Source organism: Pseudomonas sp. NPDC090233 (assembly GCF_044772285.1).
In the GTDB taxonomy this organism is placed as follows: domain Bacteria; phylum Pseudomonadota; class Gammaproteobacteria; order Pseudomonadales; family Pseudomonadaceae; genus Aquipseudomonas.
This window is the reverse complement of sequence record NZ_JBIVYQ010000004.1, coordinates 303,105-322,213: the sequence shown is the minus strand read 5'-3', so window position 1 is coordinate 322,213 and position 19,109 is coordinate 303,105. Positions and strand designations below refer to the sequence as shown.

17 protein-coding genes are annotated in these 19,109 nt (G+C 62.9%); 6 read left to right on the top strand and 11 right to left on the bottom strand.

Annotation, left to right across the window (positions count from 1 at the left end):
- Position 1 precedes the first annotated feature (1 nt).
- From ACIQUF_RS12795 to tcyJ, 7 genes are all read right to left on the bottom strand, one after another.
- Positions 2-802 carry a MetQ/NlpA family ABC transporter substrate-binding protein gene (locus tag ACIQUF_RS12795; RefSeq protein WP_403131810.1) on the bottom strand — a complete coding sequence of 267 codons (801 nt, stop codon included), beginning with the start codon at positions 800-802 and terminating at the stop codon, positions 2-4.
- Positions 795-2,186, bottom strand: a complete 1,392-nt coding sequence (locus tag ACIQUF_RS12790) for an LLM class flavin-dependent oxidoreductase (RefSeq protein ID WP_403131808.1) — start codon at positions 2,184-2,186, stop codon at positions 795-797. Before ACIQUF_RS12790 ends, ACIQUF_RS12795 begins: the two co-directional genes overlap by 8 nt.
- Positions 2,186-3,367, bottom strand: a complete 1,182-nt coding sequence (locus ACIQUF_RS12785) for an SfnB family sulfur acquisition oxidoreductase (RefSeq protein WP_403131806.1) — start codon at positions 3,365-3,367, stop codon at positions 2,186-2,188. The genes ACIQUF_RS12790 and ACIQUF_RS12785 overlap by 1 nt, the downstream gene beginning before the upstream one ends.
- Before the next feature lie 22 nt (positions 3,368-3,389).
- Positions 3,390-4,631, bottom strand: coding sequence for an SfnB family sulfur acquisition oxidoreductase (locus ACIQUF_RS12780; protein WP_403131804.1), 1,242 nt, complete (start codon positions 4,629-4,631; stop codon positions 3,390-3,392).
- 243 nt (positions 4,632-4,874) lie between these two features.
- A complete protein-coding gene (tcyN, locus tag ACIQUF_RS12775; protein WP_403131802.1) occupies positions 4,875-5,633 on the bottom strand; it encodes an L-cystine ABC transporter ATP-binding protein TcyN in 759 nt (252 codons plus the stop codon).
- A gap of 2 nt (positions 5,634-5,635) precedes the next feature.
- Positions 5,636-6,304 (bottom strand): cystine ABC transporter permease, encoded by a 669-nt coding sequence (gene tcyL / locus ACIQUF_RS12770; RefSeq protein ID WP_400801328.1) that lies wholly within the window; start codon positions 6,302-6,304, stop codon positions 5,636-5,638.
- Positions 6,301-7,095, bottom strand: a complete 795-nt coding sequence (gene tcyJ / locus ACIQUF_RS12765; protein WP_403131800.1) for a cystine ABC transporter substrate-binding protein — start codon at positions 7,093-7,095, stop codon at positions 6,301-6,303. Before tcyJ ends, tcyL begins: the two co-directional genes overlap by 4 nt.
- Positions 7,096-7,341: 246 nt before the next feature.
- On the opposite strand from tcyJ, the gene epsC reads away from it, so the two are divergent.
- Positions 7,342-8,274 carry a serine O-acetyltransferase EpsC gene (gene epsC / locus ACIQUF_RS12760; protein WP_403131799.1) on the top strand — a complete coding sequence of 311 codons (933 nt, stop codon included), beginning with the start codon at positions 7,342-7,344 and terminating at the stop codon, positions 8,272-8,274.
- Positions 8,275-8,493: 219 nt separating this feature from the next.
- Positions 8,494-10,491, top strand: a complete 1,998-nt coding sequence (gene betT / locus ACIQUF_RS12755) for a choline transporter BetT (protein ID WP_403131797.1) — start codon at positions 8,494-8,496, stop codon at positions 10,489-10,491.
- Positions 10,492-10,582: 91 nt separating this feature from the next.
- Here betT and tauD read toward each other — a convergent pair whose 3' ends face one another.
- From tauD to tauA, 4 genes are read right to left on the bottom strand one after another with little or no spacing between them, the layout of a single operon-like run.
- Positions 10,583-11,416: a taurine dioxygenase gene (gene tauD, locus ACIQUF_RS12750; protein WP_403131796.1), complete on the bottom strand. Its 834-nt coding sequence runs from the start codon at positions 11,414-11,416 to the stop codon at positions 10,583-10,585.
- Positions 11,417-11,429: 13 nt separating this feature from the next.
- Positions 11,430-12,269: a taurine ABC transporter permease TauC gene (gene tauC, locus ACIQUF_RS12745; protein WP_403131795.1), complete on the bottom strand. Its 840-nt coding sequence runs from the start codon at positions 12,267-12,269 to the stop codon at positions 11,430-11,432.
- The gene (gene tauB, locus ACIQUF_RS12740; protein ID WP_403131793.1) at positions 12,266-13,054 is read right to left on the bottom strand and encodes a taurine ABC transporter ATP-binding subunit; all 789 of its coding nucleotides are present in this window, start codon (positions 13,052-13,054) and stop codon (positions 12,266-12,268) included. Before tauB ends, tauC begins: the two co-directional genes overlap by 4 nt.
- Before the next feature lie 21 nt (positions 13,055-13,075).
- Positions 13,076-14,047 (bottom strand): taurine ABC transporter substrate-binding protein, encoded by a 972-nt coding sequence (gene tauA / locus ACIQUF_RS12735; protein ID WP_403131792.1) that lies wholly within the window; start codon positions 14,045-14,047, stop codon positions 13,076-13,078.
- Positions 14,048-14,544: 497 nt separating this feature from the next.
- Between tauA and ACIQUF_RS12730 the strand changes: the two genes are divergently transcribed.
- The 4 genes from ACIQUF_RS12730 to ssuD all read left to right on the top strand — a co-directional run bounded on the left by ACIQUF_RS12730 (position 14,545) and on the right by ssuD (position 19,106).
- Entirely contained in the window at positions 14,545-15,885 is a 1,341-nt protein-coding gene (locus ACIQUF_RS12730; protein WP_403131790.1) for an OprD family outer membrane porin, read from the top strand.
- A 164-nt stretch (positions 15,886-16,049) separates the two neighbouring features.
- Positions 16,050-16,688, top strand: a complete 639-nt coding sequence (locus ACIQUF_RS12725; RefSeq protein ID WP_403131789.1) for a peroxiredoxin — start codon at positions 16,050-16,052, stop codon at positions 16,686-16,688.
- A 244-nt stretch (positions 16,689-16,932) separates the two neighbouring features.
- Complete coding sequence (locus ACIQUF_RS12720) at positions 16,933-17,898, top strand: sulfonate ABC transporter substrate-binding protein (RefSeq protein ID WP_403131788.1); 966 nt, start codon at positions 16,933-16,935, stop codon at positions 17,896-17,898.
- A 59-nt stretch (positions 17,899-17,957) separates the two neighbouring features.
- Complete coding sequence (ssuD, locus tag ACIQUF_RS12715) at positions 17,958-19,106, top strand: FMNH2-dependent alkanesulfonate monooxygenase (RefSeq protein ID WP_403131787.1); 1,149 nt, start codon at positions 17,958-17,960, stop codon at positions 19,104-19,106.
- Positions 19,107-19,109: the final 3 nt, after the last annotated feature.

Here is a 19,109-nt window from a genome sequence, read left to right as displayed (position 1 = left end):
GTCAGCCTTCCCAGCCGGCTTGGTAGAGGCTGCCATGGGCCTTGTTCAGCGCTTCGCGCACGGCGGGCGAATGCTGGTAGATGTCCACGAACCTGGCCAGGCGTGGGTCGTCCTTGCTCTGTGGGCGGATCACGAACTGGATCACGTATTCCTTGTTTTCCAGGCCGTCGAACAGCAGCGCCGAGGTGGCATCGAAGGTTTTGGCCAGGCGGATGTAGGCCGGGTAGCCCTGCACCAGGTCGGCGTCGTCATAGGCGCGTACCAGTTGGACGGCCTCGACCTGGAGGATCTTCAGCTTCTTCGGGTTGGCGACGATGTCATCCTCGGTGGCCTTGTAGCCGACCCCGGGTTTGAGCGTGATCAGCCCGGCCTTGGCCAATAACTGCAGGCCCCGGCCACTGTTGATCGGGTCGTTGGCGATGGCCACGCTGGCGCGTTCGGGCAGTTCGGCGAAGCTTTTGTACTTCTTCGAATAGAGGCCGACGTTGTTGATGATGCCGGGGGCGAAGGGCACCAGCGTGAAGCCGGCGGCGGCCTTGGCGTTTTCCAGGAAGGGGATGTGCTGGAAGTAGTTCACGTCGATGTCGCCGCTGATGAGGCTGACATTGGGGGCGATCCAGTCACTGAACTCGATCAGCTTCACCTCCAGGCCTTGTTTGTGGGCTTCCTCGACTGCGGCTTCCAGGGGGATGGCGAAGGCGGCGGTGGTGCCGATCTTCAGCGGTTCGGCAGCGGATGCGCCGCTGACCAAGCCAAGGGTGAGGGCGATGGCCGCGACGGGCCGGAACAGTTTCTCAAGCATGGTGCGCAACTCCAGTCGGGGCAGGGGTAGAAGTGTGGCGATAGGCCGAGCCGGGGTGGTCGGTTGGCAGGTATGGGTGGTCGCTCTGGAACAGCTTTTCGCGCAGGGTGCCTTCGGCGTAGGCGGTCTTGTAGCGGCCACGCTGTTGCAGGTGCGGGATGACGAGGTCGATGAAGTCTTCAAAGCTTTCGGGGGTGACGGTGCGGGTCAGGTTGAACCCGTCCAGGCCGGTTTCGTCGATCCAGGCGATCAACTCGTCGGCAACCTGTTCGGGCGCGCCGACCAGGGTCACGTAGCGCCCGCCGAGGGCGTGTTGCTCCAGCAGGCGGCGGCGGGTCCAGGCGTTTTCCTGCAGTTGGCGGGTGGCCGACTGGATGGCGTTGCCCTTGCTGGCGCCAATCGGCTCGTCCAGCTCGAAAGCGGCAAAATCGATGCCGGTGGAAGCGGCGAAGTGCGCCACGCCTGCTTCCGGGCTGGCATGGCGCAGGTACTCGGCGTACTTGGCCTGGGCCTGCTGCTCGGTGGGCGCGACGATGACCGTGATGCCCATGAACACCTTGACCGCCTGCGGATCGCGGCCGGCCGCCTGGGCGGCGGCCCGCACCTTGTCGACCTGGGCGCGGGTGGCGGCTTTGTCATGGCCGCTGATGAACACGCATTCGGCATGGTTGCCGGCGAAGCCCAGGCCGCGTGGCGAGCTGCCGGCCTGGAACAGCACCGGGGTGCGCTGCGGCGAGGGTTCGCACAGGTGGTAACCCTCGACCTTGTAGAACTCGCCGTGGTGCTGCACCTTGCGCACTTTGTCCGGCTCGGCGTACACCCGCCGCTCGCGGTCTTCGACCACCGCATCGTCGGCCCAGCTGCCTTCGAGCAGCTTGTACAGCACCTGTAGGTATTCATCGGCCTGGTCGTAGCGGCGGTCATGTTCCGGCTGCTGTTCCAGCCCCATGGCACGGGCGGCGCTGTCGAGGTAGCCGGTGACGATGTTCCAGCCAACCCTGCCGTTGCTCAGGTGGTCGAGCGTGGACAGGCGCCGGGCGAACAGATACGGCGCCTCGTAGGTGAGGTTGGCGGTGAGGCCGAAGCCTAAGTGGCGGGTGACGGCAGCCATGGCCGAGACCAGCAGTAGAGGGTCGTTGACCGGCAGCTGGATCGACTCCTTCAGGGTCACGTCCAGCGACTGCCCGTAGACATCGTAGGTGCCGACGATATCGGCGATGAACAGGCCGTCGAACAGCCCACGCTCCAGCAATCGCGCCAGGTCGGTCCAGTAGCTGAGGGTCTTGTACTGGGTCGAGGTGTCGCGTGGATGTGTCCACAGGCCGTGGTTGATATGCCCGATGCAGTTCATGTTGAAGGCATTGAGGAGGATTTGCTTAGGCATCAGATGGTCCCCCGGCGCGGTGGGTTTTCGGCGTTGAGGTAGTAGTTGCCGATCGCGTGGTATTTCCAGCGCACCGGGTCGTGCAGGGTGTGCACGCGGGCGTTGCGCCAGTGGCGGTCGAGGTTGTGCTCGGCCAGGGTGGCCTGGCTGCCGGCCAGCTCGAACAGCGTGGTGCCGGCGGCGAGGGAGATTTCGGTGCTGATCGCGCGGGCTTCGGCGACGGCGATGGAAGCGGCGGCGACGGTATCGGCGTTGCTGTCGGCCTGGGCGTGGTCGAGATAAACCCCAGCGCGTTCGAGCAAGGCCTCGGCGGCGTGCAGGCGAATCGTCAGGTGGCCGAAGCTCTTCAGGGTTAGCGGGTCTTCGCTGGCCTTGTCCAGGCCGGAGTCGACCCACGGTCGGCTGCGTGTGCGCACGAAGTGCAGGGCATCTTCGTAGGCGGCGCGGGCGATGCCGGTGTCGATGGCGGCGTGGAGGATCTGCGCCAGCGGGCCGACCGGGGTAGGGCGCTCGAAGGCCGACTGGAAGGGCACCACGTCTTCGGCGCGGACGGACACGTTGTCGAACACCACCGAACCGCTGCCGGTGGTGCGCTGGCCGAAGCCGCTCCAGTCGTCGATCACCTGCAGGCCTTGGCTGTCGGCGGGCACGAAGGCCAACTGCTGCACGCCATCCTCATCAATTACCGAGGTCGGGACTCGCTGGGCGTAGAGGGCGCCGGTCGCGTAGAACTTGCGGCCATTGATGCGGTAGCCGTCGCCTTCGCGGGAAAGACGGGTGGTGCGGTCGTGGGCGGTCTTGGTCCCCAGCTCGGCGAGGGCGTTGCCAAAGCGTTGGCCGGCCAGAACTTCGGCGTAGAGGCGTTGCTGTTGTTCGGGGCTGCCATTCACCCGCAGGACTTCCAGGGCGTAGAAGTGGTTTTGCGGGATCTGCCCGAGGGACGCATCTGCTTGCGCAATGCGGGCGATGACCTTGGCCAGGGTAACGTTGGATACGCCAGCGCCGCCGAAGGCCTTGGGCACGCTGATGGCCCACAGGCCGGAGCGGGTGAACAGCTCCAGTTCGGCATGCGGCAGGCGCCGTTCGCGGTCGCGCAGGGCGCTGTCGGGGCGCAGTTGCTGGGCGATTTCTTCGGCGATGGCCAGGGCTTGGGTGTCGTTGGTGATTACTGTTGTCGTCATGGTGTTCTCCAAGGCCTTCCCATCAAATCCAGGAATGCCGCGCAGGCAGGGTGCCGTTCAGGTAATAAGCGCCGACCGCGTGGTACTTCCAGCGCACCGGGTCGTGCAGCGTGTGCACCCGGGCATTGCGCCAGTGGCGGTCGAGGTTGAACTCGGCCAGGGTGGCGCGGCTGCCGGCCAACTCGAACAGCTTCTCGCTGGCCTGCAGCGAGATTTCGGTGGTCAGCACCTTGGCTTCGGCCACTGCAATCGAGGCCCGCGCGGCGGCGGCAGCATCGATCGGCCCGGCATTGACCTCGTCGAGCACCCGCGCAGCCTTTTGCAGCAGGGCTTCGGCTGCATGCAGTTCGAGTTTCAAGCGGCCGATGTCGGCAATCACGTAGGGGTCGTCACTGGCCCGCTCGACATTGGCGTCTATCCAAGGTCGCGACTTTTCCCGCACAAAACGGATGGCATCTTCAATGGCTGCTTCGGCGATACCGGCATCGATGGCGGCCTGAATCAACTGCGAGCCGGCACCTTGGATATTCGGCGTATCACGCTGGCGCCCGTTGTCGATTACCAGGTCCGCATCGACCGGCACCTGGTCCAGCAGCACGGTGCCGCTGGCGGTGGTGCGCTGGCCGAAGCCGGACCAGTCATCGACGATGCGCAGCCCAGGCGCGCCGCGACGGACGAAGGCCAGGCGCTGACGGCCCGCGTCATCCAGCGCCTTGACCGCGACCCAGTGGGCGAACAGCGCGCCGGTGGAGTAGAACTTTTCGCCGCTGATGCGATAGCCGTCGCCATCGCGGGTGATCCTGGCCTTGAGCGTCAGGGTGTCCTTGGTACCGCGCTCTGGCCCGGCGTTGCCGATGCGCCAGCCGTCGAGCACGCTGCGAAAAATCAGCGCCTGCTGCGCCTCGGTGGCGGTCAGGCGCAGCAGTTGCAGCATGCCGAACTGGTTTTGCGGAATTTGCCCCAGGGCCGGGTCAGCGGCGCTGATCAGGCGGAACACTTCGGCGATGGTTGCGAACGAGACGTCGGGGCCGCCGTGGGCCTTGGGCACGCTGATGCTGCCCAGGCCGCTGCGGGTGAACTGTTCGATTTCTGCCCAGGGCAGCTTGCGTTGCTGGTCACGGCGGGCCGCTTGCTCGCGGGCACTCTCGGCAAGTTCACGGGCCGCTTGCAGGGCTTCGGCATCGTTGCGCAGAACCTTGGCCGGCAGCAGCAGGGGCGAGCTGTCGAGGTCGCTGTGGAATGGGATTTTTGGCAGGGTGGACATCAGAACCGAACCTCACAAAGTGGATGCGTCGCTTCAGCTGATGGCGACAACGTTTGTGGTCCGGTGGTCCGGTTTATATACCCTAAATGCTTATAAAAAGTTTATGAACTAACCTTTTGGAATATATATAGAAGTGGGGATTTGTTGTGAGTGTGCGGGCCTCATCGCGGCTGAAGCCGCTCCTACAAAGGACCGCGCAGGACCTGTAGGAGCGGATTCATCCGCGATGAGGCCGGTACGGAATTACTCGGAAGCCGCAGTCCCAAGAAACTTGCGCAAGAACTGCCGGGTCCGCTCTTCCTTCGGGTTGGCAAACAACGCCTTGGCTTCACCTTGCTCCACGATGACCCCCTTGTCGAAGAAGATCACCCGGTTCGCCACATCGCGCGCAAAGCTCATCTCGTGGGTGACGATGATCATGGTGCGTTTCTCCTCCGCCAGGCCGCGGATGGTCGCCAGCACTTCGCCGACCAGCTCCGGGTCGAGCGCCGAGGTGGGCTCGTCGAACAGGATCACCTCAGGCTCCATCGCCAATGCCCGGGCGATGGCCACGCGTTGCTGCTGGCCGCCCGAGAGTCGTCGGGGATAGGCGTCTTCCTTGCCCGCCAGGCCAACCTTGGCCAGCAACTTGCGGCCCAGCTCGATGGCCTGTGCGCGTGGCGTCTTCTTGACCACCACCGGCCCTTCGATGACGTTCTCCAGTGCGGTGCGGTGGGGGAACAGGTTGAAGCTCTGGAACACGAAGCCGGCCTGCTGACGCAGACGCCTGATCGCACTTTGCTGGCCGCCGAGCGGGCGGTTGGCGTCGATGCTGATGGCGCCAATCTGAATCCGCCCGGCATCGGGGGTTTCCAGCAGGTTGAGGCAGCGCAGGAAGGTGGTCTTGCCCGAGCCGCTGGGGCCGATGATGGCCACCACTTCGCCGGGTTGCACGGTCAGGTCGATGCCGTTGAGCACGGTCTGGCCCTTGAACTGCTTGGTCAGGCCTTCTACTACGATCATCTTCAGTGCTCCTGGTCGTGCTGGTTGACCCGCGCTTCCATGCGGTTCTGGAAGTGCGCGAGGATGCTGCAGAGGATCCAGTAGACCACCGCAACCGCCAGGTACATGGTGAACACTTCGAAGGTGCGCGCGGTAATCAGCTGCGCCTGGCGGAACAGTTCGGGCACCTGGATGGTCGCCGCCAGGGCGGTGTCCTTGACCAGCGAAATGAAGCTGTTGCCCAGCGGCGGCAGCGCAGTGCGCAGGGCTTGCGGCAGGATCGCCCGGCGCATGGCCTGGGTTCGGGTCATGCCGATGCTGGCGGCGGCTTCCCACTGGCCACGGTCGATCGAAGAGATCGCCGCACGCAGGATTTCGCAGATATACGCGGCCATGTTCAATGACAGGCCGATCAGCGAGGCCGGGATCGGGTCGAGCTCGATCCCGATCTGCGGCATGCCGAAGTAGATCACGAACAGCTGCACCAGCAGCGGCGTGCCGCGGAAGAACGACACATAGATACGTGCCAGCCAGTTCAGCGGCAGGATCTTCGACAGGCGCATCAGTGCCAGGGCAAAGCCCAGCACCAGGCCGAAGAACATGCCGCCGACACTCAGCAGCACCGTGTAGCCCGCGCCCTTGAGCAGGAAGGGCGCGGAATCGACAACGAGTTGCAGGCTTTCAGCGATCATTTGGTGACATCGGCACCGAAGTATTTCTCGGACAGCTTGGTCAGCGAGCCGTCGGCCTTGAGCTTGTCGATGGCCTTGTTCAGCGCGTCGAGCAGTTCAGGCTCGCCTTTGCGCAGGGCCACGCCGCTTTCCAGGCGCGAGAAGGCTTCGCCGGCCAGCTGAGTGTCTTTGGCTTTTTGCGCGTATTCCAGCGCGGCCAGGCGGTCAATCAGGATGGCGTCGATGCGGCCGTTGCGCAGGTCGGCGAATTTGCTCGGGTCGTCTTCATAGGTGCGTACTTCGGCTTTCGGTACGTCCTGCTTCACCCACTGCTCGTAGTTGGTGCCCAGGCCTACGCCGACCTTCTTGCCGGCCAGGTCTTGCGCCGTCTTGATGTTCAGCTGTTCGGCTTTCTTCTTCAGCACCAGCGCCTGGATGCCGGAAACGGTGTAGGGCTCGGAGAAATCGTACTTCTTCTTGCGCTCTTCGGAGATGGTTACCTGGTTGACCACCACGTCCAGACGCTTGGACTCCAGTGCGGCAAGGATGCCGTCCCATTTGGTCGGCTGGATCTTGGCTTTGACCCCCAGTTCCTTGGCCAGCAGTTCCGACAGCTCTACTTCGAAACCGGCCAGCTTGCCGTTTTCGTCCTGGAAGCTGAACGGTGGATAAGTGCCTTCGAGGCCGACGTTGATCACGCCCTTTTCCTGGATTGTCTTCAGCTGCTCGCCGGCAAAGGCCTGGCTGAACAAACCGGTGCCCAGCAGGATGGCCAAGCTGGCATTGAGAAGTGGTTTGGCGAATTTCGACATGTCAGGCCCCGCGCTTGTTGTGGAAGTGGTGGGTGGCGACTATAGAGTTGGCTTTATAGGCCAGGAAATAATAAAAACTTATGTTCTTATGCGTATTTTGCTTTTTGCCACGCACAGGCTGCATTGAGGGTAGCGCAGCTTATGCCTGACTTAGCGCAGGATGGAATAAAGCGTTGTTTTTTCCAAGGGGCGGATTTGCCGTAAAGTGGTTTGCAAAATATCTGATAGGCCTGTCAGGAGAATACCGTGAGCGAACACCCCTCATCCGCGCATTGGCAGTTGCACAGCATCGTCAGCGACCTGCGCAGCGCCCGCGAGCAGTGGCGCAGCCGCAATGGCCGCAGCATTGGCGAACAGGGCGGGCGCGAATTGCCGTCGCGCGAGGCCATGCGGCACATCCTCGAACAGCTGTGCGGTGCGCTGTTTCCGATGCGCCTGGGCCCGGTCGATCTGCGCGAGGAGAGCGAGGACTTCTACGTTGGCCACACCCTCGATGCGGCGCTGACCGCGCTGCTGGCCCAGGCGCGTCTGGAACTGCGCTACGCCGCCCGGCAGAGCAAGGCCGACCTGGCTGCGGTCGACAGCCATGCGCTGCGTTTGATCCAGGATTTTGCCGGCGCCTTGCCAGGCCTGCGAGTATTGCTCGATACCGACGTGCTGGCCGCCTACCACGGTGACCCGGCAGCGCGCAGCGTCGATGAAGTGCTGCTGTGCTACCCGGGGATCCTGGCGATCATTCATCACCGCCTGGCCCACCACCTGTACCAGGCCGGCTTGCCACTGCTGGCGCGGATCAGTTCGGAGCTGGCGCATTCGGCCACTGGTATCGACATCCACCCCGGTGCGCAGATCGGGCCGAGCTTTTTCATCGACCACGGGACCGGGGTGGTGATCGGTGAGACCGCGATCATTGGTGAGCGTGTGCGCATCTACCAGGCCGTAACCTTGGGGGCCAAGCGCTTCCCGAGCGATGAGTCAGGGACACTCCACAAAGGACTGGCGCGGCACCCGATCGTCGAAGATGACGTGGTGATCTACGCGGGGGCGACCATCCTCGGAAGGATTACCATCGGCAAAGGTTCGACCATTGGCGGCAATGTGTGGCTGACCCGCAGCGTGCCGGCGGAAAGCAACATCACCCAGGCCAATCTACAGTTGGATTGCCAGGACAAAAATTGAGCAAGCGGGTTGCTCCCACATTCCTGTGTGGGAGCGGCTTCAGCCGCGAAAAGACCAACACCGATCAGCACCCCGGTTCGCATCAAATCCCTATCCATGTTTAACTTGAACGCTTGTTCAACGAAAAAACGCTGGTCCGCTGCCGGTGTTCAACAGGAGGATTCCTTTGCTGAACCCGTTCAACCCGAACCTCACGTCCTTCGACGAGGTGCATGAAGCATGAGTGCACCGACCCCTGCCAACAGTAAAATCCGCATGAACCCTCCGGTGTTCTACTTCGCGGCAAGTTTCATTCTCCTCTTCGGCCTGGTGGTCATCGCCCAACCGCAAGCCGCCGGCGAATGGTTGCTGGCGGCGCAGAACTGGGCGGCCAACACGGTCGGCTGGTACTACATGCTGGCCATGACCCTGTACCTGGTCTTCGTGGTAGTCACCGCCTTGTCTGGCTACGGCAAGATCAAGCTCGGTGCCGACCACGACGAGCCCGAGTTCAGCTACCTGTCGTGGGCCGGCATGCTGTTCGCCGCCGGCATCAGCATCACGCTGTTCTTCTTCTGCGTCTCCGAACCGCTCACCCACATGCTCCAGCCGCCGCAGGGCGAAGCCGGCACGGCCGAGGCCGGGCGCCAGGCGATGCAGATCCTGTTCCTGCACTGGGGCCTGCATGGCTGGGGCGTGTTCGCCTTCGTCGGCATGGCCCTGGCCTATTTCGCCTATCGCCACAACCTGCCGCTGGCCCTGCGCTCGGCGCTTTACCCGCTGATCGGCAAGCGCATCAATGGGCCGATCGGCTATGCAGTGGACGGCTTCGGCATCATCGCCACGGTATTCGGCCTGGGCGCCGACATGGGCTTCGGCGTGCTGCACCTGAACGCCGGCCTCGACTACCTGTTCGGCATCAGCCACAGCCAGTGGGTTCAGGTCATCCTCATCGCGCTGATGATGGGCGCTGCTGTCGCAGTAGCGGTCGCCGGGGTGGAGAAGGGCGTGCGGGTGATGAGCGACATCAACCTGTTCCTGGCCTGCGCGCTGCTGTTGTTCGTGTTGTTTGCCGGCCCGACACAACACCTGTTCAACACCTTGATCCAGAACCTTGGCGATTACCTCGGCGCCTTGCCGCGCAAGAGTTTCGACGTGTACGCCTATGGCGAAAACCGCGACTGGCTGGGTGGCTGGACGGTGTTCTACTGGGCCTGGTGGATTGCCTGGGCGCCGTTCGTGGGGCTGTTCATCGCGCGTATTTCGCGTGGTCGGACCATCCGTGAATTCGTCTTCGGCGTGCTGCTGATCCCGCTGGGCTTTACCCTGGCGTGGATGTCGATTTTCGGCAACAGTGCGCTGGACCAGGTGATCAACCACGGCATGACCGCCCTTGGCCAGTCGGCCCTGGACGATCCGTCGATGAGCCTGTACCTGCTGCTGGAAACCTACCCGTGGAGCAAGACCGTTATCGCGGTGACGGTGTTCATCAGCTTCGTGTTCTTCGTCACCTCGGCCGACTCCGGCACGGTGGTGCTGTCGACCTTGTCCGCCAAGGACGGCAGCGCCGACGAAGACGGCCCGAACTGGCTGCGGATCTTCTGGGGCGCGATGACCGCGCTGATCACCAGCAGCCTGCTGTTCGCCGGCAGCATCGATTCGCTCAAGTCCGCGGTGGTGCTGACGTCGTTGCCGTTCTCGCTGATCTTGCTGTGCATGATGTGGGGGCTGCACAAGGCGTTCTACCTGGAATCGCAGCGGCAGATCGCGCAGATGCATTCGCTCGCACCCTTCGCGCAGTCGCGCCGTGGCCGAGGCGGCTGGCGCCAGCGCCTGAGCCAGGCCGTGCACTTTCCGTCACGCGATGAGGTGTACCGCTTCATGGACGACGTGGTGCGCCCGGCAATTGCCGAGGTGCGCGAGGTGTTTGAGCAGAAGGGCCTGGTGCTGGTGACCCAGGATGATCCGAGCCATGACAACGTCAGCTTGAAGGTTGGGCATGGCGAGGAGCAGCCCTTCATCTACCAGGTGCAGATGCGCGGTTACTTCACGCCGTCGTTCGCATTGGGTGGGTTGGGCACGCAGGACTTGAAGAATCGCCGCTATTACCGGGCGGAGGTGCACCTGAGCGAGGGCAGCCAGAATTACGACCTGGTGGGCTACAGCAAGGAGCAGATCATCAACGACATTCTCGACCAGTACGAACGGCATCTGCAGTATTTGCATCTGGTCCGTTAGTAGCCTGTACCGGCCTCTTCGCGGCTAAAGCCGCTCCCACTGGAAATGAGCGAAACCTGTGGGAGCGGCTTTAGCCGCGAAGGGCCCATCCTTAGAACGGCGCATCCCCCAGAATGGTCGCCCGATGCATTACCCGCCGGTTCGGCCGGTAATCATCCACCGCAAAATGCTGGGTCACGCGGTTGTCCCAGAATGCCACGTCATTTTCCTGCCAGCGCCAACGGATGCTGAACTCCGGCCGCGTGGCATGGGCGAACAGCAGTTTCAGCAGCGCCTCGCTTTCCAGTTCGCTCAGTTCGTTGATCCGCGTGGTGAACCCTTCGTTAACGAACAGCGCCTTGCGCCCGCTCACCGGGTGGGTGCGTACCACCGGATGCGACAGCGGCGGGTTGTTGCGCCGGGTCGCTTCCCAGCGTGCGAGGTCTTCCGGCGTGGTGCCGAAGCGCTCCAATGGGAACGACTTGGTGAAGTCGTGGGTGGCCGTCAGGCCGTCGAGCATCGCGCGCAGCGGCGCCGACAACGCTTCAAACGCGGCAATCCCGCTGGCCCACAAGGTATCGCCGCCATAGGCCGGCAACTGCTTGGCACTGAGTACCGCGCCCAGCGCCGGGGTCGGCAGGAAGGTCACGTCGGTGTGCCACACGGCGTTGTCGCGCACATCGGTAACCGCCGTGTCGAGGATCAGTACCTGCGGGGTGTCCGGCACGTTGGGGTAGATCGGGTGGATGTGCAGGTCGCCGAAGCGCGCGGCAAAGCGGGCTTGCTGCTCGGGGTTGATTGGCTGGTCGCGGAAGAATAGCACCTGGTGCTTGAGCAGTGCTTGCTCGATGGCATCGCGCTGTTCGGCGGTGATTTCGCGGCTGATATCCACGCCGCTGATCTGCGCGCCGAGGGCCGGGCTGAGGGGGGTTACGGTCAGGCTCATGTCTTTTCTCGTCTCAGTGGCTTTGGCCGTGCCAAGGCACCAGCTTGCGCTGCAGGGCGCGCAGGCCCATCTCCAGGGCAAAGGCGATCAGGGCGATCAGCAAGATGCCCAGCACCACCACATCGGTGACCAGGAACTGCGCCGCCGACTGCACCATGAAACCCAGGCCGCTGGTGGCGGCGATCAGCTCGGCGGCGACCAGGGTCGACCAGCCGACACCAAGGCCAATGCGGATGCCGGTAAGGATGTCGGGAAGGGCGCTGGGCAGGATCACGTGGCGAATCAGTTGCGCCTTGGTCGCACCCAGCGATTGCGCGGCGCGCAGCTTGGTCGGGTCGACGGTGCGCACGCCGGTGGCGGTGGCGATGGCGATCGGGGCGAAGATCGCCAGATAGATCAGCAGCACCTTGGACAGCTCGCCGATGCCGCACCAGATCACGATCAGCGGCAGGTAGGCCAGTGGCGGGATCGGCCGGTAGAACTCGATCAGCGGGTCGAGGATGCCGCGGGCCACGCGGTTGTAGCCGATGGCGATGCCGACCGGGATGGCGGTCAGGGTCGCGGCGACCAACGCCAGGCCGATGCGACCCAGGCTGGCGCCCAGATGCTGCCACAGGCTGGCGTCCATATAGCCCTGGGTCAGCAACGTCCAGGCCCTCGCCAGGATGTCGCCGGGCGCGGGCAGGAACAGCGGCTCGATCCAGCCGGCGGCGGTCACCAGCCACCACACCAGCAGCAGGCTGGCCAGGGTCAGGGTGCTGATCCAGCGGGTGGACAGTTGCCGGCGTGCCGTTACCGCAGGCCGGATTGAATGGTTTTGCTTGCCGGCGACCGGCAGATCCAGGCTGCTCATGCGCGCTCCTGCAGGCTTTGGCGTTGGGAGAAGACCCGTGCCAGCACATGCTCGCGGGTTTCGATGAAGCGGGGGTCGGACTTGATCGCACGGGCCGATTCGCCCGCGGCGTAGCGCTGGCCGAAGTTCAGCTGCAGGCGCTCGACTACGCGGCCGGGATTGGGCGCGAGCAGCACCAGTTCAGTGGCAAGGAACACGGCCTCTTCGATGTCGTGGGTAATCAGGAACACCGGCTTGGCGGTGCGCTGCCAGACCTGCAGCAACAGTTCCTGCATCTGTTCGCGGGTGAAGGCGTCGAGGGCGCCGAACGGTTCGTCCATCAGCAGAACCCGAGGGTCGGCCGCCAGTGAGCGGGCCAGGCCGACGCGCTGTTTCTGGCCCCCGGACAATTGCCAGATACGCCGTTCGGCAAAGCCTTCCAGGTCGACCAGCGCCAGCATCTCGCGGGCCTTGGCCTCGCGCTGAGCACGCGCCACGCCGGCCAGCTCCAGGCCGAAGGCTACGTTGCCCAGCACGTTCTGCCAGGGCAGCAGGGCGTCGTCCTGGAACACTACGCCGCGCTCGGCACCTGGACCCTCTACGGGGGCGCCGTCGAGGGTGATGCGCCCGCCGCTGGGGGCGACGAAGCCGGCGATCAAATTCAGCAGCGAGGTCTTGCCGCTGCCGGATGGCCCGAGGGCCACCAGCAGCTGGCGCGGCCCCAGGCTCAGGTTGATGTCGGCCAGCACCGGGGTGCTGGCGCCAGGGTACTGTGCGCTGATGCGCTCCAGTTCAAGCAAGGCCATGACGGGCTCCGGATCAGGTTTTCAGTTAGGCAGGAACTTGGCGCTGACGTACGGCGAATAGTCCGGCAGCACTGCATCGACCTTGCCTTGCTGCTTGAGGAAGGTGGCGGTGTCGGTCAGCGCCTGGGTGGTCGGCGCGCCCAAGGCGTTGGCCTGGTCGGCGGCCAGGGGGTAGACGTTGCCTTCCAGCAGGACCGGGATGTCGCTGGCCTTGGCGCCGGACAGCTTGACCAGCTTGTCGACGTTGGCCTTGTCGGCCAGCCAGGCTTTCGGGTCCTTGCGGTAGTCGGCGTAGGCGTCGAGGGTGACCTTGGCGAAGGCTTTGACCACGTCAGGATGCTTGTCGGCGAAGTCCTTGCGCACGATCCAGGCATCGAAGGTCGGTGCGCCTTTGGTGGCCAGTTCGCCGGAGGTGATCAGCACCTTGCCGTTCTCCTTGGCTACGCCCAGCGCTGGGTCCCACACGTAGGTGGCGTCGATGTCGCCGCGCTTCCAGGCGGCGATGATCGCCGGTGGCGCGAGGTTGAGGATCTGGACTTTGGACGGGTCGATGTTCCAGCTCTTCAGCGCGGCCAGCAGGCTGTAGTGGCCGGTGGAAACGAACGGCACGGCGACTTTCTTGCCGATCAGGTCTTGTGGGGTCTTGATGCTGTCGCGGGCCACCAGCGCTTCACCGGCGCCGATCTGGGTGGCGATCAGGAAGGTTTCGACCGGCAGCTTGCGGGTGGCGGCAGCGGCCAGCGGGCTGGAACCAAGGTAACCGATCTGCACGTCGCCACTGGCCACGGCGGTGATCACGTCGGCGCCGTTATCGAACTTGCGCCAGTCGATGCTGGCCTTGCTGGCTTTTTCGTAGTCGCCATCGACCTGGGCCACCTTGGCCGGGTCGACGGTGGTCTGGTAGGCCACGGTCAGGTCGGCGGCCTGGGCAAACCAGCTGGTGCCGGCGAGGGTCAGGGCAGCGAACAGGCGCAGGGGAGCATGCGGGATCATGGTTGAACCTCTCGTCAGGCAATCGATGTGATGGATGGCAAGAAGACTAGATGATCTAAGAATTGCGAAATAAATAACTTTTTAGAATTAGCTTAGGAGCCAAATGCTTTAAGCGTTGCACCTTGATGACGCTCAATGGCGAAACGCGAACCGCCTGCTAGGCTTCATCGGCTTTACAGAACGATGCGGAATAAGGTTATGAGCAAACGTTTGCAAATAACCTAAAGCTATCAAAGGATGAGGCCGATACAGCTTTTGGTAGTAATGGTTCCGACCATATTCCGTAAAAATCTTACAAATTCATAAAACGGTCATTTTGGATTTATAGGATTGTCATTATCCTGTAGCGCAGGTGGCCTTAGACCAAAGTCGTGAAATGTCCGGTAACGATTGACTTGCCGGTCACTCTTTGGGACTAAATCGCCAATCCACGGTGAGCGGGGCAAAAGATCCCACCGCCAGAGATACACAAAAATTAGAACGTAGAGGAGCAAAACATGTACAAGTCCAGCCTGGCTCTGGCCGTGGCATTGGGGGTTTTCGCCCAACAAGCAGGCGCTGCCGGTTTCGTAGAAGACAGCAAACTGTCGCTCAGCTCGCGCACCATGTACTTCAACAACGACAACCGTGAAGCGCACGCCACCGGCACTGCCGAGCGTCCGGATCAGCGTGAATCCGGTCAAGGCTTCAAGCTGGATTACATCTCCGGCTTCACCGAAGGCACCGTTGGCTTCGGCGTCGATGCCCAGGCCCTGTGGGGTATCCACCTGGACGGTGGCGAGGGTTACCACAAGAGCGGTTTCTTCCCGGATGACGGCAAAGGTTCCGCAGCCCAGTGGGCTCGCTTTGGCGCCAATGCCAAGGCTCGCTTCTCCAAGACCGAAGCTCACTTCGGTAGCGCCCTGGCTCCTAACCTGCCAATCCTCGTTTCCAACGATGGTCGTCTGCTGCCACAAACCTTCGAAGGTGGCACCATCCAGTCGAAGGAAATCGACAACCTGACCATCAACGCCGGTCAGCTGACCCACGCCATGGGTCGTGCTTCGAGCAACCGCACAGGTCTATCGGTGGCCGGTTCCAATGCCGAAAGCAACAAGTTCCGTTACGGCGGCCTGGACTACAAGCTCACTCCAGACCTGACCCTGCAGTACTACTACTCGAACCTGGAAGACTTCTACAAGCAGCACTTCCTGGGTGCGACCCACGTCTTCAAGATCGCTGACAACCAGTCGTTCAAGACCGACCTGCGCTACTTCGACAGCAGCAGCGACGGCAAGAACGGCAACGACAGCGCTTACAACTTCAACAACAACGGTGGCTACGCCAAGAACACCGGCGAGGTCGACAACAAGACCTGGTCCGCCATGTTCACCTATACCCTGGGTGGCCATGCGTTGATGCTGGGTCACCAGCAGATCGGCGACGACGGCGGCTTCGTGTGGCTGAACCAGGGCAACCTGACCAACGACAGCGGCACCTCGGAAGGCGCTGGCGGTTCCAGCTTCTACCTGTTCACCGACAGCATGATCAACCAGTTCGCCCGTGCTGGCGAGAACACCACCTTCGGTCAGTACTCGTACGACTTCGCTTCGCTCGGTGTACCGGGCCTGAAGGCTTCGGTTGCCTACCTGCGTGGTGACGATATCCGTAACAAATCGGGTAACGGCACCTACAACGAGTGGGAACGCGACGCTCGCGTCGACTACACCATCCAGGAAGGCACCCTCAAAGGCCTGGGCTTCAGCCTGCGTCAGGGCGTCTACCGTGGTGCTGGCGAAAGCAGCGCCGACCAGGACCAAGCTCGCTTCATCGTGAACTACACTTACAGCTTCCTGTAAGCCGTAGCCACAGAGAAAGCCTCGCCTAGTGCGAGGCTTTTTTGTGCCTGCAGATTCGTATGCTATTCGGTTATAAATAAATCAGTATTTATTCTTTTTGTTTTTAATCGGATGCAGGCACATTGAACTCCACAAGGCAGAACACAGCACAGGAGCCGCACCCCATGAGCCTCAAACTCGGCGACATCGCCCCCGACTTCGAACAGGATTCCAGCGCCGGCAAGATCCGCTTCCACGAATGGCTCGGCGACAGCTGGGGTGTGCTGTTCTCCCATCCGGCGGACTTTACCCCGGTGTGCACCACCGAGCTGGGCCTGACCGCCAAGCTCAAGGACGACTTCGCCAAGCGCGGGGTCAAGGCCATCGCCCTGTCGGTGGACCCGGTCGACTCGCACCACAAGTGGATCGATGACATCAACGAGACTCAGAACACCGTGGTCAACTTCCCGATCATCGCCGACGCCGACCGAAAGGTATCCGACCTGTACGACCTGATCCACCCGAACGCCAGCGATACCCTGACCGTGCGCTCGCTGTTCGTCATCGACCCGAACAAGAAGGTGCGCCTGACCATCACCTATCCGGCCAGTACCGGGCGCAACTTCAACGAAATTCTGCGAGTGATCGATTCGCTGCAGCTGACTGACAACCACAAGGTCGCCACGCCAGGTAACTGGCAGGACGGTGACGAGGTGGTGATCGTGCCTTCGCTCAAAGACGAGGAAGAGATCAAGCAGCGCTTCCCCAAAGGCTACCGCGCCGTGAAACCGTATCTGCGCCTGACCCCGCAACCCAACCGTTGAAGCATTCTCGTTGCATTGCTCTTAGCCATAGCAGGGATATTCGGGCCGTTTCGACGGCCCTTTTTTATGCGTGCAGGTTGCCAACATCTTTAGTCTTTAAAAGAATAAACAAATGAAAAAATATGATTTCTAGATATATATAGACCCTGATACTGTCACCCCATCACTCAGCAACACCCCACCTTACTAGCCCGTCAACGAGGCAGCAGGTGCAACCCGAACCTCATTCGCACAGGAGAGCGCCATGCGCACAGTCTTCTTGCGTCGTGGTCTGGTCGCCCTGTTTGCGGCGGCTGTGTCCTTCGGCGCCATCACCCAAGCCCAGGCCGAAAGCCTGCGTATCGGTTATCAGAAATACGGCACCCTGGTGCTGCTCAAGGCCAAGGGTACGCTGGAGAAGCGCCTGGCAGAGCAGGGCATTCAGGTGCAGTGGACCGAGTTTCCCGGTGGCCCGCAACTGCTCGAAGGCCTGAACGTTGGCTCCATCGATTTCGGCGTCACCGGCGAAACTCCACCCGTGTTCGCCCAGGCTGCCGGCGCCGACCTGCTCTACGTGGCCTACGAGCCGCCAGCGCCGCACAGTGAAGCGATCCTCGTGCCGAAGGGCTCGACGATCCAGTCGGTGAAAGACCTCAAAGGCAAGAAAGTCGCCCTCAACAAAGGCTCCAACGTCCACTACCTGCTGGTCCGCGCCCTGGAAGACGCTGGCCTGAAGTACAGCGATATCCAGCCGGTCTACCTGCCCCCAGCCGATGCCCGCGCCGCCTTCGAGCGTGGCAGCGTCGATGCCTGGGTGATCTGGGACCCGTACCAGGCCGCCGCCGAGCAGCAGCTGCATGCGCGCACCCTGCGTGACGGCAAGGACCTGGTCGACAACCACCAGTTCTACCTGGCCACCCGCAACTACGCGACCCAGCACCCGGCAGTGATCAACACCCTGATCGAAGAAGTGCGCGCCGTGGGCGAATGGTCCCAGGCCCAGCCGCAGCAGGTCACCGACCAGGTCGCGCCGCTGCTCGGCCTGCCGGCAGACATCACCCTCACCGCGGTCAAGCGCCAAGGCTACGGTGCCGCGCCGCTGACCCCCGAGGTGGTGGCCGCACAACAGAAAATCGCCGACACCTTCCAGGCGCTCAAGCTGATCCCCAAGCCGCTGAGCATCAAGGACGTGATCTGGACACCCCCGGCCAAGGTCGCTAGCGCGCCTTGATTGAAATGCCTGTGCCGGGGCGCCGCGTGGCCCCCGCCACCCTTGAGGAGACAACTCCAATGAGCCTTAATATTTTCTGGTTCCTCCCCACCCACGGTGACGGCAAGTACCTGGGCACCTCCGACGGCGCCCGTGCGGTCGATCACGGCTACCTGCAGCAGATCGCCCAGGCCGCCGACCGCCTTGGCTTCGGTGGGGTGCTGATCCCGACCGGGCGTTCCTGCGAGGATTCCTGGCTGGTGGCGGCGTCGCTGATCCCGGTCACCCAGCACCTGAAATTCCTCGTCGCCCTGCGCCCCGGCATCATTTCGCCGACCGTGGCAGCCCGACAAGCAGCAACGCTGGATCGCCTGTCCAACGGCCGTGCGCTGTTCAACCTGGTGACCGGTGGCGACCCGGACGAACTGGCCGGTGACGGCCTGCACCTGAACCACCAGGAGCGCTACGAAGCCTCGGTCGAGTTCACCCGCATCTGGCGCAAGGTGCTGGAAGGCGAAAATGTCGACTACGACGGCAAGCACATCCAGGTGAAGGGCGCCAAGCTGCTCTACCCACCGATTCAACAACCGCGCCCGCCGCTGTACTTCGGCGGTTCGTCCGAAGCGGCACAAGACCTGGCGGCCGAGCAGGTCGAGCTGTACCTGACCTGGGGCGAGCCACCGGCAGCTGTTGCCGAGAAGATCGCCCAGGTACGCGAGAAAGCCGCCGCTCAAGGCCGCGAAGTGCGCTTCGGCATCCGCCTGCACGTGATCGTGCGGGAAACCAACGAAGAGGCCTGGGCCGCTGCCGACCGCCTTATCTCGCACCTGGACGATGACACCATCGCCCGTGCCCAGGCATCGCTGGCGCGTTTCGACTCAGTGGGCCAGCAGCGCATGGCCGCCCTGCACGGCGGCAACCGCGACAACCTGGAAGTCAGCCCCAACCTGTGGGCGGGCGTCGGCCTGGTTCGTGGTGGTGCCGGTACTGCGCTGGTTGGCGATGGCCCGACGGTCGCGGAGCGGGTCAAGGAATATGCCGATCTGGGCATCGATACCTTCATCTTCTCGGGTTATCCACACCTGGAAGAGTCTTACCGCGTGGCCGAACTGCTGTTCCCGCACCTGGATGTGCAGCGCCCGGAGCAACCGAAAACGGGTGGCTACGTGAGCCCGTTCGGCGAGATGGTGGCCAACGACATCCTGCCAAAGTCCGTGTCGCAGAGCTGAGGG